Here is a 14,544-nt window from a genome sequence, read left to right as displayed (position 1 = left end):
AATCAAAGTATTACGTCTTCAAAAACTTATTGTAGCGAGAATGAAAAGAGAGTGCAACGAAATCGGTAATTAGTCGTATATGAAACAGAGGGGAGTGCAGAGAATGGAAATTTTTCTGTGGATTATCGTAGTGGCTTTGTTCGCGTTGAGCATTGCCGGTATTTTTATGCCTGTATTGCCGGATACGATCTTGCTTTGGGGCGGATTTCTGCTCTATCACTTTGTTATCGCGGAACCAGGTGCGGGTTTACCAGCTTCGTTCTGGTGGGGAATGGCTGTACTCAGTATTTTGTTGTATGGGGCGGATCTGCTGACAAATATGTATTTCGTGAAAAAATATGGCGGGTCGAAATGGTCCTCGGTTGCAGCTGCCGTGGGTATTTTTCTGGGGATCTTCTTGTTTCCACCGTTCGGCATGCTGATTCTGCCATTCGTGCTTGTTGTGCTGGTAGAATTACTCGCCCAGAAGCAGCCGATAGAAAAAGCGGTAAAAGCAGGATTTGGGTCACTGATCGGTTTTCTCGGCAGCGCTGTGGTCAAGGTCGTGCTGCAAGTAACCATGATCATTTGGTTCTTTATTGCCCTTTAGCTGGATAAGTGAAAAATAGTGGCGACAAAAAAAGGACAGCTTCGGCTGCCCTTTTTTTATTAGTGAATCAGTCTGTATACGCCAATGACTTTACCCAGGATGGAAACGTTGTCTAAAATGATCGGCTCCATCGTTGCATTTTCAGGCTGGAGACGGAAGTGGTTCTTTTCTTTAAAGAAACGTTTGACGGTCGCTTCGTCTTCCTCTGTCATGGCGACGACGATGTCACCGTTGTTGGCAACATGCTGCTGACGGACAATCACGTAGTCGCCGTCGAGAATACCAGCATCAATCATACTGTTTCCGGAAATACGAAGCATGTACACCTTGTCCGATGTCACGATGTTTTCAGGCAAAGGAAAATATTCCTCCACATCCTCAATCGCTGTAATCGGCAGCCCTGCTGTTACTTTTCCAATGACAGGCACACGAACAACGGAGTCTTCAAAATTATCTTGAAAACGATCTTCTTCCGAGAGTAATTCAATAGCGCGAGGTTTGGTAGGGTCTCTTCGGATGAGACCTTTTTTCTCTAGACGGGCCAAGTGGCCGTGTACGGTAGAGCTGGATGCGAGTCCCACAGCTTCGCCGATTTCTCGAACAGAAGGTGGGTAGCCCTTGTCTCGAACTTCTTTACGAATGAAATCAATAATGGCTTGTTGCCGGCTGGATAGTTTCGACATATAAGACACCTCAGTTTTCTCGAACATATTTTCCTATATTATACCATGGGAGCTTGCGTTCGACAAACATAAGTTCGATTATTTTGTTGACATGAACGTATGTTCTCATTTATGATGAAAACAACAAAAGGAACGTATGTTTGCAGGAGGGAATAATCATGACTGTGATGACCATTCATAACCGTTTTGAAGAACAGACAGTTAACCGCGGGCGATTCGGCATAACTAGGGGACAAGCACTTTTATTTCTAGCTACTTTTGCTCTCTTTTTTTACTTACTAACCGAACTGGTGTTTGCTTCTGGTGATTCGATGGAACTGCATGGAAAAGAAGTGACAGTTCGCTCGGGCGACAGTTTGTGGTCTATTGCTGTTCACCACAAAGAGGAAGCCAAAATGGATGTGAATGAACTCATCATAGCGATTAAAAAGGCGAATGACCTGGACGGCGTTCTCATTTATCCTGGACAGACGCTCATTATTCCAGTGTCAGAGTAACCTTCCATAGCTTGCGTGATGCCGACGATATGGTATAATGAAACGGCATTACTATAGAGTAGGAGGAACCAGCTTTGGTATCTGACGCAGAAATCAAACGCATTAATGAATTGTCCAAAAAATCTCGCGAGGTTGGTTTGTCCGAAGAGGAAAAATCGGAACAAAAAGCACTTCGTCAAAAGTACATCGACGCAGTAAAGCTTTCGCTGAAAGCGAATTTGGATTCCATCCGTTATGTGGAAGACCTTGAAGAAAATAATCCAAAACAGTAAGATTACTGTAAGAATACAACAGACATCCTTGCTTGACGCTGGGGTGTCTTTTTGTTCCGCGTGAGCTATTTCGAGGGAGGGTTTGGGATGGCGTGGGTAGCGGTAGCAATCGGAGGGGCATTTGGTTCGCTTTTTCGCTACGGGCTTTCGCTCTTGGCAAATCAACCCGGATTGCCGTTAGGTACGTGGTTAGCTAATATACTCGGTTCTTTTTTAATCGGCATCCTATCGGTTTTAGGAAAAGAGAAGGGCATTCTCTCACCAGAACTCTATTTATTATTTGCAGCAGGCGTGATGGGAGGATTCACGACTTTTTCCACGTTTTCCTTAGAAGTCGTCTCTTTTTGGGGAGAAGGACAGTTTATGCGGGGGATCTTGTATGCCTTGCTTAGTCTGATTGTTGGATTATTGTCTTGCGCGGCAGGAGTATGGATTGCCCGACAATTTCAATGACGTGTTAAGGTCAACTGATGACGTGAGAGGGGGGATGGGTGTGAGTACCCAGCACCGCGAATATGAACGGGAACAAAATAAACTGGACGAAACTATTTCTGTAATTGACAGTGAGATTACGCAATTGCGTGAAGAAATCAGGGAAGCGACCGATGATTATGTAAAACAGGTTGTAAACTATAACAAGGCGAAGGATTTGCGCTATCTAGAGGACCATGGGCGCGACAAGCCCTACTTTGGTCGCGTCGATTTCATGAAGGATGAGGTCTATGAACTAGATTGCGTCTATATCGGCAAACGGGGAATTGTTCGCAGTGATACATTTGACTCCGTCGTTGTGGATTGGCGAGCTCCGATTGCTAGCTTGTACTACTCGGGCGAGAGTAAGGATGCTTTCTATCGTATGGGGAGAGAAATCGTTCGCGGAGAAGTGACGCTAAAGCGTAATTTTGCGATTGAGGACGGAAAAATTACAGGGATATATGATGGCGCGGTAAAAGAGACGATTAACAGAGAGATGGGGCATCCAGACGATTTTTTGCAAGAAGGCTTCATTGACGAGTTTCTGGCTGCCAATCTAAATCAGGCAAATGACAGCAGGCTCAAAGATATTGTCGCTACCATTCAGTCTGAGCAAAATGATATTATCCGGGCCGAAAAAGAAAGACCGATTGTAGTCCAAGGGGTTGCGGGCAGCGGGAAAACAACGATTGCATTGCATCGGTTGTCCTATTTGATCTACAACTACCAGGACTCTATGATGTCTAAAAAGTTTATGGTCTTCGCGCCCAATAGAATGTTCCTTACTTACATATCTGAGGTTTTGCCTGAGCTAGGGGTTGATGACGTACAGCAAGCCACTTTTGTGGATTGGGCGGCGCGGCTTGTTAAACCGTTGATGCCAAAAGGCTGGCGGATTATTAGTCCAGATAAACCTCTGCAACTATTTTTTGAAGAAGGGCAGGATGAAAGGCAACAGAAGATCGCACGTCACCGGTTGCGGTTCAAAGGCTCACTTGCCTGCCGGGTTGCTTTGCAAAAATATATCGATTACGTGATCGAGACGAGGATTCCTTTTAAGAAACTGAGCTTCTTGTACAATAAGACAAAACAGGTATTTTCTATTCCGGGAGATTTTATTCGTCAAAGCTTTTTTGAGCATTTTTCCAATATGCCATACCACAGGCGTCTAGATTCCTTACGCAAACATCTTAAGCAGGAAATGAACAAGCAGCTATTTTCTCATTTACGTGAAAAGAAAATGGATCTGGATAAAGCAGGATTGGCCAAGTTTGAAAAAATGCTCGAACAAATCCTCGATACTTACCTGACTTCTTTTCCCCGACTGGAAACATTCGCGGCGTATCGTGAAATAATGAGCAGCAAAGAGTTGCTTCGCCTTCTGATTCCATCGGAAGTGGGAGATGAAGTGATTGACGATGTTGTCGAGTCCTCTACAGCTATATTATCCGAGGAGCGTATGGAAGCGGAGGATATCGCGCCGATCTTATACTTACATCATTTGATTGAGGGAATGGACAAGGCGGAACACTTTGACCACACCGTAGTAGACGAAGCACAGGATTTGAGTGCACTGGAGATCGCCGTGATTGCATTGGCAACAAAACGACATTCGTTAACCATTGTTGGCGATATCGCTCAAGGCATTCATAGCTATCGAGGAATCCATGCATGGGAAGAGTTGACGCAGGGAATCTTCGATGTGCTGCGTCCTTCCTACTTCACGCTGTCCCAAAGCTATCGTTCTACCATTGAGATTATGAAGTGTGCAAACGAAGTATTGCGGCAAATTGAATTGCCGGAAACCGTGCTTGCAAAGCCTGTGCTCCGACATGGAGATAAACCAATCATGGTGACTCCAGCCACGAAAACGGAGCTGTGGAGCGATATTTCCAGCAGAGTCAATGAATTTACCGCAGAGGGTTTCAAGACGGTTGCGATTGTGACCAAAACAATCGGAGCAAGCAAGAAGGCATTCAAAGGCTTACAGGACACCATCCCGAATCTGACCTTGCTTAGCAGCAAAGACAACCAGTTTCCTGGTGGTGCCATCGTGATGCCGGCTTACCTGACCAAAGGTTTGCAGTTTGACGTGGTGATCCTGCTGGATGTGGATACGTATTTGGACAATGAGTGGGATGCCAAGCTGCTCTATGTGGCAATGACACGTCCGGTACATCGCCTGGTCATGAGTCATCTGCATGGAAGTGAAACACCACTTTTACGTGAATTACCGACGGAGATGTACACAAAAGAATAGCGATGACAGCAAAAAACCCCCGGCCGAGATAAGAATGGCAGGGGGTGCATGCATTATTTTTTCTTAGTGATCGCCAGTATTTCCTTTGGAAGGGTTCGTGATAACAAAACCTTCTTGTGGGAGGAACAAGTAATCGAGGATAATGCCATCCAGTAGAGGCTCATCCTTCTTTACGATAACATCAATATCTTTGTCAGTGGAGATTACCTCGTCTTCTTCTGTCGGCTTGTCCAATGCCAGGCCATAGTGCGCATGGTCACCGTGCGCGTGAGTAATGTATACGCGCAGTTTCAAATCTTTGTCTTCTTCTTGTTCCATAATCGTTGTTAATTGTTTCGCTGCATTGCGCGTAATTTTTACTTTCATGGGGCAAGTCTCCTAACGTATGTAAGTGTCTCTCTCATATTAGCAAAGAGGGAAATACAGATGCAATGTTGAAAGTGTTAATCATCTGAAAGAGATAAGGGGAGAGAGGCAATCATGAAGCTGGATTTGCGCAGCGACACGGTAACGAAACCAACGGAAGCGATGATTCGCGCCATGGCGGGAGCAGAAGTTGGGGACGATGTTTATCGAGAGGACCCAACCGTAAATCGCTTGGAAGAAATGGCTGCAGAATGTCTCGGTAAAGAGGCCGCCCTTTTCGTAACGAGCGGAACTCAAGGCAATCAAGTAGCCGTTCTCACGCACTGTGTGAATGGAGATGAGGTGGTCGTAGAGGCAGACTCTCACATTTTTTATTATGAGGGTGGCGCCATGTCGGCTTTAGCTGGTGTACAGACTCGTACCTTAACAGGCGTGCGCGGGGCCTTGCGAGCTGAAGATGTGGAGAAAGCCATTCGAGGTAAAAATATACACTTTCCACGGACGAAGCTGATTTGTCTCGAGAATACCCACAATCGGGCGGGGGGAGCAGTCGTCACAGTAGATCAGATGAAGAGTGTCTATTATGTCGCCCAAAAGTATCAGGTTCCTGTTCATCTCGATGGCGCTCGTCTGTTCAATGCGGCCGTGGCCCTGGGTGTGGATGTATCTGAGCTGAGCCGTTACGCCGATACTGTTCAGATTTGTCTGTCAAAAGGCTTGAGTGCCCCAGTAGGCTCGATTATAGCAGGAGATCGTGATTTTATCGAAGAAGCAAGATGGTGGAGAAAGAAACTGGGTGGCGGACTGCGCCAGGTAGGGTTTGTTGCTGCTCCGGGTATTCTCGCACTGACTCAGATGACAGATCGTCTCGAAGAGGACCATGATCGAGCCAAGCAGCTGGCTGATGGGCTTGCCAAGCTGTCCTTGGAAGTAGAACCAGTCGATACCAATATTGTTTTGGTGCATACAGAGTCTATCCAGGTGACGGCGGTCGATTTCCTGAAGCGGCTTGAAAACAGAGGGGTACTTGCTGTCGATTTTGATGAATATGTGATCCGGTTTACAACACATCGGCATATTAGCGAAGAGAACGTCACGCGTGTACTTGAAATCGTGGAAGACCTTCTTGGAGCGGTTACATCCCCTCAGTAGGGGTGCACACTTTCTTGCGTTAGAGTAGTAGTGAATCAACGGGCTTATCAATCAGTCAACCTGAGGACGTACTATTTAGTAGGGAGGATTGTAGAATTGAATAAAAGAATGAGTGTATTTTTGAGTTGTTTTCTGGTTTTTCAGGTTTTGGCTGGATGTAGTACGAGTGATTCCGCTGTTTCAGACGGAAATACGACACAGCCCACTCAAGAAAAGTCGCAAGAGATGGTATTGAATTGGAATGCAGACGGGGGAGAACCACCTACAGCTGACCCGGGACTCGCCTCTGACGGCACATCCTTTGATGTCATTACAGCCTGTTTTGAAGGCTTGACGCGCTATGGTCCCGATGGAAAAATTGCCAACGCCGCAGCCGAAAGCTACTCGGTTTCACCAGATTTACTGACCTATACCTTCAAGCTGAAGAAAGACATGCACTGGAACAATGGGGAACCGGTTACTGCGCACGATTTTGAATATGCATGGAAGCGAAACCTGGACCCGGAAACAGGAGCGGAGTACGCCTACATGCTGTTTTTTATTAAAGGAGCAGAAGAGTTCAACACAGGAAAAGCAACCCGCGACCAGGTCGGCGTGAAGGCTGTGGATGACCTTACCCTTGAGGTGCGGCTCAATTCACCAGCACCATTCTTTTATGAGCTGACGGCCTTCCCGACATTGTTCCCGCTGCATCAGAAAACAGTGGAGGCAAATCCTAACTGGGCATCTTCTCCGGAAAACTACGTAGGAAACGGCCCTTTCAAAATGGAACTGTGGGAGCATAAAAACAAGCTCGTCCTTGTCAAAAACGAAAAGTATCACGACAAGGATGCGGTCAAGCTGGACAAGATCGTATCGAGCATGATTACCGATACGAATACGGCGCAAGCTTTGTTTGAGTCAGGCGATTTGGACTGGGGCGGTTACCCGGCGTACACGCTTCCGGCAGACGTGATCCCGGGCTTGCAGGAGGAAGGCAAGCTGGTGATCTCACCATATCCGAACACAGTTGCTGTCACTTTTAATACCACGAAACCCCCGTTTACCAACAAAAAGATCAGACAAGCCTTTTCGTATGCGATCCAGCGCCAGCCATTGGTGGACGGAATTGTGCAGACAGAGGTTCCTGCTGCCTATGCCTGGGTACCGCCGTCTATGGAGTTCAGCGGAAACGATTACTTCAAGGAAGATCCGGTGAAAGCAAAGGAATTGCTGGCGGAGGGCCTCATAGAGCTGGGCTTAACTGACTTGCCAGAGATGAACTATACTTATGGCTCCGGAGACGATCGTCAGAAAAAGCTGGCAGTAGCGCTTCAGGATCAATGGAAACGCAATCTGGGCGTAGACGTCAATATCAGCGGACTGGAAGAAAAGGTGTTTTTGCAAAACAAGCGCTCTAAAAATTACCAGTTCGCGTATCGAAACTGGTCAGCTGATTTCAATGACCCGATCAACTTCCTGGAAATGTTCAAGGATAAAACAGTTGGAACCAATGATGCTGCCTGGGAGAATGCCCGTTATCGGGAGCTGATCGTCCAAAGCTATCTGGAAATGGACCCGGCAAAACGCAAGGCGATCATGCTTGAGGCCGAAAGCATTCTCATGGAAGAAATGCCGATTGCCCCGATTTACTACGGAGCGTGGCCATACATTCAAAATGACAAGGTAAAAGGATTTTTGATTAATTCGTTTGGCGGAAAAGACTTTAAATACACAACGATTGAGCGTTAGCAAAAAAAACTGCCCCTTCCTCGCATTTTCGTGAGGGAGGGGCTTTTGTGTCCCCCGAGTGTGTAAATCCAAACGGCCAAAGAGATACTATAGCTATCAGAGCCTAGGGGAAAAGAGGGATGAACATGATATCGGCCAAAGAACGTCAACGGATTCAAAATCAGATGAAGCGCGATGAGAGCAAAATTGTCAATATCGTTCTGAATGACACCCATCAGGTAGCGGGAGAAATTGACAAAGCCACCCACCAAGGAATCTACATGGCGGATGGCCGTTACTACGGATATGAAGACATTAAAGAAATCAACGGATTGTACTAGTGGATGACTTTTGCTGATCCTACAAGCGAGGAGCAGGGAAAAAGTGGCGGAGTGCGTCGGGCAATTCCTTTTGCCATAATCCCCAGACGTGATTTCCCAGTTTCTCTCGATAGGTAAGGTCAGTCTGTTTTGAGAGCAATGCGTCTTTTGCGCTGCGATTCCACTGGACAAAGTCAAAGGTGCCCATATGTGTCTCTACTGCTGTTTCATCAAGCCCGACAACCATCCAGATACGCAACCAGTTTAATGAGACTTGACGGTCAATTTCATCCAATGTGGTTTGAAAAAAGGCTCCTGATAAGGCAAGGACTTGTGTGAAGAGGTCAGGGTGCTCTAGCGCGAGATGAAGGGCAACGGTTCCCCCCAAGGAGTCTCCGGCCAACACACGTGAATGAGGTTCGCTCCTGACAGGGTATCGATCTTCAATGAAGGGGATCAATTCTTCTGTAAAAAAGCGTTTGTATGCGGCATTTCTTGAACCAATCGGGGAATACTCACTGGTTCGTTTGCTCCTGTCGACTGATACGCCAACAATGAGGAAGGGATCAATCCCTTCTTCCAAAATAAGCTGGTTTGCGATCGTCGCTATTCTTCCCATCGTAAAGAAGTCATTTCCATCCTGACAATAGACGACGGGATAAGAAAGAAGCTCATTATATCCGGGTGGTAGATACACTTTGACGGAGCGGGGAGTGTCTACATGGATGCTAGGCACTTCTTCTTTCCTAATTGTTCTTTTTACATAATCAGACATCGGTTCCTACCTCCGTGTTTGTAAAAAAACAAAACTAACCCTTGATAAAAACTGATACAGATACTATAGTAAATGATAACAGAGAGGAAATAAACCCTGTAATATCAATACTATAACACATTAAACAGACGCATGTCTGCAGTATAACAGGGTGGTGCAAACGGCGCTGTAAGCCCTTTCTTGCACGATATAAGTTTTCTTCTTCTTTCAGGGTTACTTTCGACGCCACTTCCGATCCCTATTCATCGAGCAGTTGCTCAGTTAAAGGGCTAGCGAGAGTGGATACCGAAAGCCCCTTATTCCAGTGACGAGGTGAATGTGATGAGCGTAACCACTGCTGTTGAACAAACAGAGAACAACACCCCGCTGCAAATTCTTGCACCGGATGGAACGGTTGTTCGTCCTGACTTGATGCCTAAGCTCTCCGATGATGAATTGCGTGAACTGATGCGTAAAATGGTATTTACCCGTGTATGGGACCAACGTGCGATTAGCTTGAACCGCCAAGGTCGTTTGGGCTTCTACGCGCCAGTAGCCGGTCAAGAAGCAAGCATGATCGGTTCCGAGGCTGCACTTTCCAAAGAAGATTTCATCCTGCCAAGCTACCGTGATATTCCGCAAATGGTATGGCACGGATACCCGATGCATCAAGCGTTTTTGTACTCCCGTGGTCACATCGAGGGCGGAAAAATTCCTGAAGGTGTTAACGTTCTGATGCCACAAATCATTATCGCTGCACAATGTACACAAGCAACAGGTGTTGCGATGGGTTACAAGCTGCGTGGCGAAAAGCGGGTTGCCATCAACTACTTTGGTGACGGCGCAACTTCCCAAGGTGATTTCTACGAAGGTATGAACTTTGCAGGGGTATACAAGCTACCTGTGATCTTCTTCTCTCAAAATAACGGATATGCGATTTCCTTGCCGTTTGAAAAACAAACAGCTTCCGAAAACATCGCCATTAAAGCAACTGCTGCCGGTATTGCTAGCGAACGCATCGATGGTATGGATATCATGGCTGTTTACTACGCAGTACAACAAGCAAAAGAGCGCGGTGTGAACGGAGAAGGGGCTACCCTGATCGAAGCACTGACTTACCGTTATGGTCCTCATACTATGGCTGGTGACGATCCAACCCGTTACCGTACTGGTGAAGAGCAAAGCGAGTGGGAACTGCGCGATCCACTGATCCGCTTCCGCAAGTTCCTCGAATCCAAAGGACTTTGGAACGAAAAGGACGAAGAAGCGGTAATCGAAGAAGCGAAAGCAGCTGTTGCTGACGCGATCAAAAAAGCGGACGAAACTCCGAAAATGAAAGTAACGGAACTGATTGATGTAATGTTTGAGACACTGCCGCCTGCACTCGAAGAGCAAAAGGCAGAATTCCTGGCGAAGGAGTCGAAATAAGCCATGGCACAAATGACAATGGTTCAAGCCATTACGGATGCAATGCGCGTTGAATTGAAACGTGATGAATCTGTACTTGTCTTCGGTGAAGACGTAGGAAAAAACGGCGGGGTATTCCGTGCAACAGAAGGTCTGCAAGCTGAGTTTGGCGAACAGCGCGTTTTTGACACGCCACTAGCTGAGTCCGGAATTGGCGGTCTGGCTGTCGGACTTTCCATCAACGGATTCCGTCCTGTAGCTGAAATTCAATTCTTTGGTTTTGTATTTGAAACATTCGATGCTGTTGCATCCCAGTCTTCCCGTATGCGCTACCGTTCCGGCGGTCGCTTCTCGAGCCCAATCACATTCCGCTCTCCATTTGGTGGCGGAGTGAAAACACCTGAGCTGCATGCTGACTCCCTGGAAGGCTTGATGATGCAAACGCCAGGTTTGAAAGTAGTGATCCCTTCCAACCCTTATGATGCAAAAGGACTCCTGATCGCAGCTATTCGCGACAACGATCCGGTTGTTTTTCTCGAGCACATGAAGCTGTACCGCTCTTTCCGTCAAGAAGTTCCAGAGGGCGAATACACAATTGAGCTTGGTAAAGCAAACGTTGTAAAAGAAGGTAGCGACGTTACCATCATCACCTATGGTGCGATGGTGCATACCAGCCTGAAAGCTGCTGAAGAAATCGAGAAAGCTCGTGGAGCAAAGGTAGAAGTGATCGACCTGCGCACCATCAGCCCGCTCGATATTGATACCATCGTTGCTTCTGTGAAGAAAACAAACCGTGCCATCGTGGTACAAGAAGCTCAAAAAACTTCTGGTGTCGCAGCAGAAATCATCGCACAAATCAACGAGCGCGCGATTCTTCACTTGGAAGCGCCAGTGCTGCGCATTACAGCACCGGATACCGTTTATCCATTTGCGCAAGCAGAAGACGTTTGGCTGCCTGACGTGAAGCGCGTAGTGGATGGTTTGACAAGAGTGCTTGATTTCTAATCAGAATTGGACATAATGGCGGAAAAGTTGAGAGCTTTCCGCCTTCTTTTGGCAAATATCGGTTGAAAATACGGCGAAGTGTTTATAAGGAGGAGATACTGTGAGTCGTTTTACATTCAGACTCCCGGAGCTCGGTGAGGGTATCCATGAAGGCGAAATCGTCAAGTGGCACGTAGCGCCAGGGGATTCCGTAGAAGAAGACCAAGTCATTATGGAAGTACAAAATGACAAAGCGGTTGTGGAAGTTCCATCGCCTGTAAAAGGGAAAGTTGTTGAACTGAAAGTAACCGAGGGAACTGTTTCCGTAGTAGGCGATCCTTTAATCGACTTTGATGTGGAAGGCGAAATTCCAAACCTCCCAGATCACGGACATGGCGATTCACACGCAGCTGAGGCGGCTCCTGCTCCAGCGGCTGCAGACAAAATGGAACCAGGTTGCGATATTGGCTCTCAAGTAAGCGCCAATGCCAACCAATCGTTGGAAACTCCAATGGTACAGCAGGCTGCAACAGCTGTAGCGGCTCCTGTTGATCGCAAGCATGTATTGGCTACTCCTTCTGTACGTAAATACGCGCGCGAAAAAGGCGTTCAACTGGCATCTGTTCCTGGTACAGGAAAATTGGGTCGCATCACGCGCGATGACGTAGATCGTTTTGTATCTGGCGGCGCAGTAGCTGCGGTAGCAACTACGGTAGCAGAAACAGTAACAGAAGCAGCTACTCCGGTGGCAGCAGAAGTGCAAGCGGCTACAGGTGTAGCGCAAGCGGCAGCAGCACCAACTGTACACTACACATCACAAGCTGGCGAACTCGAAGAGCGCGTTCCACTGAAAGGCATCCGCAAAGCGATTGCCAAAGCGATGGTAAAATCTGCGTACACAGCTCCGCATGTAACGATCTTTGATGAAGTGGATGTTACGGCTCTCGTAGCTATGCGCAAAGAAGCGAAACCTCTTGCTGAAGAGCGTGGAGTGAAGCTGACTTACTTGCCAATGATCGTGAAAGCGGTAGTGGCGGGTCTGAAAAAGTTCCCTGAGCTGAATGCTTCGATCGACGATGAAAAACAAGAAGTGATCTATAAAAAATACTACAACATCGGTATCGCGGCTTCGACTGATGAGGGCCTGCTTGTACCAGTAGTAAAAGCGGCTGACAGCAAGTCGATCTTCCAAATCGCAGGTGAAATCGGAGAGCTGGCGAAAAAAGCTCGTGACCGCAAAGCTAGCGCGGACGAGCTGAAAGGTTCAACCTTCAGCATTACGAATATTGGTTCTGCAGGCGGCATGTTCTTTACACCGATCATTAACTATCCAGAAGTAGCGATCCTGGGTGTTGGCCGTATTAGCGAAAAACCAGTTGTGAAAAATGGAGAAATTGTGGTTGGCCAAATGCTGCATCTCTCTCTGAGCTTTGACCACCGCTTGGTTGATGGCGAACCAGCACAGCGTTTCGTCAACTACGTGAAGCAGCTTCTGGAAAACCCAACGCTGCTCGTCATGGAGGGGTAAAGAGCTATGGTAGTAGGTGAATTTACTACAGAGGTAGATGTGCTTGTAATCGGTGCAGGTCCCGGCGGATATGTGGCGGCCATTCGTGCCGCCCAAATGGGGAAAACGGTTGCGGTAGTGGAAAAAGGAGAATTGGGTGGCGTATGCTTGAATGTAGGCTGCATCCCATCCAAAGCGATGATCCATGCTGCTCACACTTACGAGCATACACAACATACGGAATCCATGGGTATTACGATGGAAAACGTAAAGGTAGATTTTGCAAAAGTTCAGGAGTGGAAAGGCGGCATCGTCAAACAATTGACTGGTGGTGTAGGCTCCCTGTTCAAAGGCAACAAAATTCAAGTGATCCCTGGCGAAGCACTGTTTGTTAGCGAAAACGAAGTACGTGTGTTCCACGGCTACGATGTAAACCGCTATCGTTTTGAGCACTGCATCATCGCGACAGGGTCTCGTCCGATCGAATTGCCAGCGTTCCCATTTGGCAAGCGTGTCCTGTCTTCGACAGAAGCACTTGCTCTGACTGAACTGCCAAAAAGCCTCGTGGTGATTGGCGGCGGCTACATTGGAATCGAGCTGGGTACTGTTTTCGCCAAGTTTGGTACCAAGGTAACCATTTTGGAAGGTTCTGACCAAATCTTGCCAGGCTTTGAGCCTGACATGCCTCGTCTGGTCGAGCGCAAGCTGAAAAAGCTTGGCGTTACAATCAATACGAAAGCACTGGCGCAAGGAATGGAAGAAACCGAAAATGGCGTTATCGTAAAAGCAGAGGTAAAAGGAGAGCAGCAACAGATCGAAGCAGAATACGTGCTTGTGACTGTTGGTCGCCGTCCAAATACAGACGAACTCGGAATTCGCGATATCGGCATGAATCTGACTGATCGCGGTCTGATTGTAGTCGATAAGCAAGGCCGTACGAACATCCCGAATGTATATGCAATCGGTGATATCGTAGCGGGTCCTGCCTTGGCCCACAAAGCTTCCTACGAAGGTAAGGTGGCTGCGGAAGCGATTGCGGGACACCCAGCAGAAGTCGATTACAAAGCGATTCCTGCAGTGGTATTCTGCGATCCGGAAATCGCCAGCGTAGGAATCAACGAAAAAGAAGCAAAAGAAAAAGGCATTGACTATGTGGTAGGACGCTTCCCATTTGCTGCAAATGGCCGCGCACTGTCCGTCAATGCTGGTGAAGGCTATGTGAAGCTCATTGCTGAAAAAGAATCCAATCTCGTATTGGGTGCCCAAATCGTTGGTCCCGAAGCCTCCAACATCATTGCTGAAATTGGGTTGGCAATTGAAATGGGAGCGACACTGGAAGACATCGAGTTGACCATTCATGCGCATCCAACTTTGGGTGAGGTTACGATGGAAGCGGCAGAATTAGCACTGGGTCGTCCGATCCACGTGATGAAATAAAACCGCGATTGAAGCGTGATGTAAAGTCTTGTACCTTTTTGGGTGCAAGGCTTTTTTCTTCCACATCTTACCCTTTCCACCTGTTCTTATATAATGTAAAATAGTGGGAGACAAAAGGTGGGTGGGGGCCTG

15 protein-coding genes are annotated in these 14,544 nt (G+C 47.4%); 12 read left to right on the top strand and 3 right to left on the bottom strand.

The annotated features are described in order from the left end of the window. Positions 1 to 103 precede the first annotated feature (103 nt). Positions 104 to 589, top strand: a complete 486-nt coding sequence (locus tag ACIFQN_RS18270) for a DUF456 domain-containing protein (protein ID WP_429834453.1) — start codon at positions 104 to 106, stop codon at positions 587 to 589. 59 nt (positions 590 to 648) lie between these two features. Here the strand turns inward: ACIFQN_RS18270 and lexA are convergent, their stop codons facing one another. Beyond that, complete coding sequence (lexA, locus tag ACIFQN_RS18265) at positions 649 to 1,272, bottom strand: transcriptional repressor LexA (RefSeq protein ID WP_049738924.1); 624 nt, start codon at positions 1,270 to 1,272, stop codon at positions 649 to 651. Between the two features lie 158 nt (positions 1,273 to 1,430). Here lexA and yneA point away from each other — a divergent pair, with 158 nt between their 5' ends. The 4 genes from yneA to ACIFQN_RS18245 all read left to right on the top strand — a co-directional run bounded on the left by yneA (position 1,431) and on the right by ACIFQN_RS18245 (position 4,775). Continuing rightward, positions 1,431 to 1,769: a cell division suppressor protein YneA gene (yneA, locus tag ACIFQN_RS18260; protein ID WP_429834452.1), complete on the top strand. Its 339-nt coding sequence runs from the start codon at positions 1,431 to 1,433 to the stop codon at positions 1,767 to 1,769. 74 nt (positions 1,770 to 1,843) lie between these two features. Continuing rightward, on the top strand, positions 1,844 to 2,041 hold the full coding sequence (locus tag ACIFQN_RS18255; RefSeq protein ID WP_429834450.1) for a DUF896 domain-containing protein: 198 nt from the start codon (positions 1,844 to 1,846) through the stop codon (positions 2,039 to 2,041). A gap of 87 nt (positions 2,042 to 2,128) precedes the next feature. Continuing rightward, on the top strand, positions 2,129 to 2,494 hold the full coding sequence (gene crcB / locus ACIFQN_RS18250; RefSeq protein WP_429834449.1) for a fluoride efflux transporter CrcB: 366 nt from the start codon (positions 2,129 to 2,131) through the stop codon (positions 2,492 to 2,494). Between the two features lie 40 nt (positions 2,495 to 2,534). Then, a complete protein-coding gene (locus ACIFQN_RS18245) occupies positions 2,535 to 4,775 on the top strand; it encodes a HelD family protein (protein ID WP_429834448.1) in 2,241 nt (746 codons plus the stop codon). Between the two features lie 63 nt (positions 4,776 to 4,838). Here the strand turns inward: ACIFQN_RS18245 and ACIFQN_RS18240 are convergent, their stop codons facing one another. Beyond that, positions 4,839 to 5,141 (bottom strand): HesB/IscA family protein, encoded by a 303-nt coding sequence (locus tag ACIFQN_RS18240; RefSeq protein WP_213022321.1) that lies wholly within the window; start codon positions 5,139 to 5,141, stop codon positions 4,839 to 4,841. A gap of 114 nt (positions 5,142 to 5,255) precedes the next feature. Between ACIFQN_RS18240 and ltaE the strand changes: the two genes are divergently transcribed. The 3 genes from ltaE (at position 5,256) to ACIFQN_RS18225 (ending at position 8,344) form a co-directional block, all read left to right on the top strand. Continuing rightward, entirely contained in the window at positions 5,256 to 6,293 is a 1,038-nt protein-coding gene (gene ltaE / locus ACIFQN_RS18235; protein WP_429834447.1) for a low-specificity L-threonine aldolase, read from the top strand. A gap of 96 nt (positions 6,294 to 6,389) precedes the next feature. Beyond that, complete coding sequence (locus ACIFQN_RS18230) at positions 6,390 to 8,024, top strand: peptide ABC transporter substrate-binding protein (RefSeq protein ID WP_429834446.1); 1,635 nt, start codon at positions 6,390 to 6,392, stop codon at positions 8,022 to 8,024. 119 nt (positions 8,025 to 8,143) lie between these two features. Next, positions 8,144 to 8,344, top strand: a complete 201-nt coding sequence (locus ACIFQN_RS18225) for a hypothetical protein (RefSeq protein ID WP_429834445.1) — start codon at positions 8,144 to 8,146, stop codon at positions 8,342 to 8,344. Between the two features lie 19 nt (positions 8,345 to 8,363). Here the strand turns inward: ACIFQN_RS18225 and ACIFQN_RS18220 are convergent, their stop codons facing one another. Further along, positions 8,364 to 9,098, bottom strand: coding sequence for an alpha/beta hydrolase (locus ACIFQN_RS18220; protein WP_429834444.1), 735 nt, complete (start codon positions 9,096 to 9,098; stop codon positions 8,364 to 8,366). A 321-nt stretch (positions 9,099 to 9,419) separates the two neighbouring features. Here ACIFQN_RS18220 and pdhA point away from each other — a divergent pair, with 321 nt between their 5' ends. The 4 genes from pdhA to lpdA all read left to right on the top strand — a co-directional run bounded on the left by pdhA (position 9,420) and on the right by lpdA (position 14,412). Continuing rightward, positions 9,420 to 10,505 (top strand): pyruvate dehydrogenase (acetyl-transferring) E1 component subunit alpha, encoded by a 1,086-nt coding sequence (pdhA, locus tag ACIFQN_RS18215; RefSeq protein ID WP_429834443.1) that lies wholly within the window; start codon positions 9,420 to 9,422, stop codon positions 10,503 to 10,505. A 3-nt stretch (positions 10,506 to 10,508) separates the two neighbouring features. Further along, positions 10,509 to 11,489: an alpha-ketoacid dehydrogenase subunit beta gene (locus ACIFQN_RS18210; protein WP_429834442.1), complete on the top strand. Its 981-nt coding sequence runs from the start codon at positions 10,509 to 10,511 to the stop codon at positions 11,487 to 11,489. Positions 11,490 to 11,589: 100 nt separating this feature from the next. Next, positions 11,590 to 12,996 (top strand): dihydrolipoamide acetyltransferase family protein, encoded by a 1,407-nt coding sequence (locus ACIFQN_RS18205; protein ID WP_429834441.1) that lies wholly within the window; start codon positions 11,590 to 11,592, stop codon positions 12,994 to 12,996. A gap of 6 nt (positions 12,997 to 13,002) precedes the next feature. Then, entirely contained in the window at positions 13,003 to 14,412 is a 1,410-nt protein-coding gene (lpdA, locus tag ACIFQN_RS18200; protein WP_429834440.1) for a dihydrolipoyl dehydrogenase, read from the top strand. The last annotated feature ends 132 nt before the right edge of the window (positions 14,413 to 14,544 follow it).

It is taken from the genome of Brevibacillus sp. NRS-1366 (genome assembly GCF_050467985.1).
This window is presented reverse-complemented; position numbering and strand designations above follow the sequence as displayed.

What these genes read in the sequence shown, in the direction of transcription:
- ACIFQN_RS18270 (WP_429834453.1), top strand. Translation starts at nt 104, where the DNA reads ATGGAAATTTTTCTGTGGATTATCGTAGTGGCTTTGTTCGCGTTGAGC.
- lexA (WP_049738924.1), bottom strand. Translation starts at nt 1,272, where the DNA reads ATGTCGAAACTATCCAGCCGGCAACAAGCCATTATTGATTTCATTCGT.
- yneA (WP_429834452.1), top strand. Translation starts at nt 1,431, where the DNA reads ATGACTGTGATGACCATTCATAACCGTTTTGAAGAACAGACAGTTAAC.
- crcB (WP_429834449.1), top strand. Translation starts at nt 2,129, where the DNA reads ATGGCGTGGGTAGCGGTAGCAATCGGAGGGGCATTTGGTTCGCTTTTT.
- ACIFQN_RS18240 (WP_213022321.1), bottom strand. Translation starts at nt 5,141, where the DNA reads ATGAAAGTAAAAATTACGCGCAATGCAGCGAAACAATTAACAACGATT.
- ltaE (WP_429834447.1), top strand. Translation starts at nt 5,256, where the DNA reads ATGAAGCTGGATTTGCGCAGCGACACGGTAACGAAACCAACGGAAGCG.
- ACIFQN_RS18225 (WP_429834445.1), top strand. Translation starts at nt 8,144, where the DNA reads ATGAACATGATATCGGCCAAAGAACGTCAACGGATTCAAAATCAGATG.
- ACIFQN_RS18220 (WP_429834444.1), bottom strand. Translation starts at nt 9,098, where the DNA reads ATGTCTGATTATGTAAAAAGAACAATTAGGAAAGAAGAAGTGCCTAGC.
- pdhA (WP_429834443.1), top strand. Translation starts at nt 9,420, where the DNA reads ATGAGCGTAACCACTGCTGTTGAACAAACAGAGAACAACACCCCGCTG.
- ACIFQN_RS18210 (WP_429834442.1), top strand. Translation starts at nt 10,509, where the DNA reads ATGGCACAAATGACAATGGTTCAAGCCATTACGGATGCAATGCGCGTT.
- lpdA (WP_429834440.1), top strand. Translation starts at nt 13,003, where the DNA reads ATGGTAGTAGGTGAATTTACTACAGAGGTAGATGTGCTTGTAATCGGT.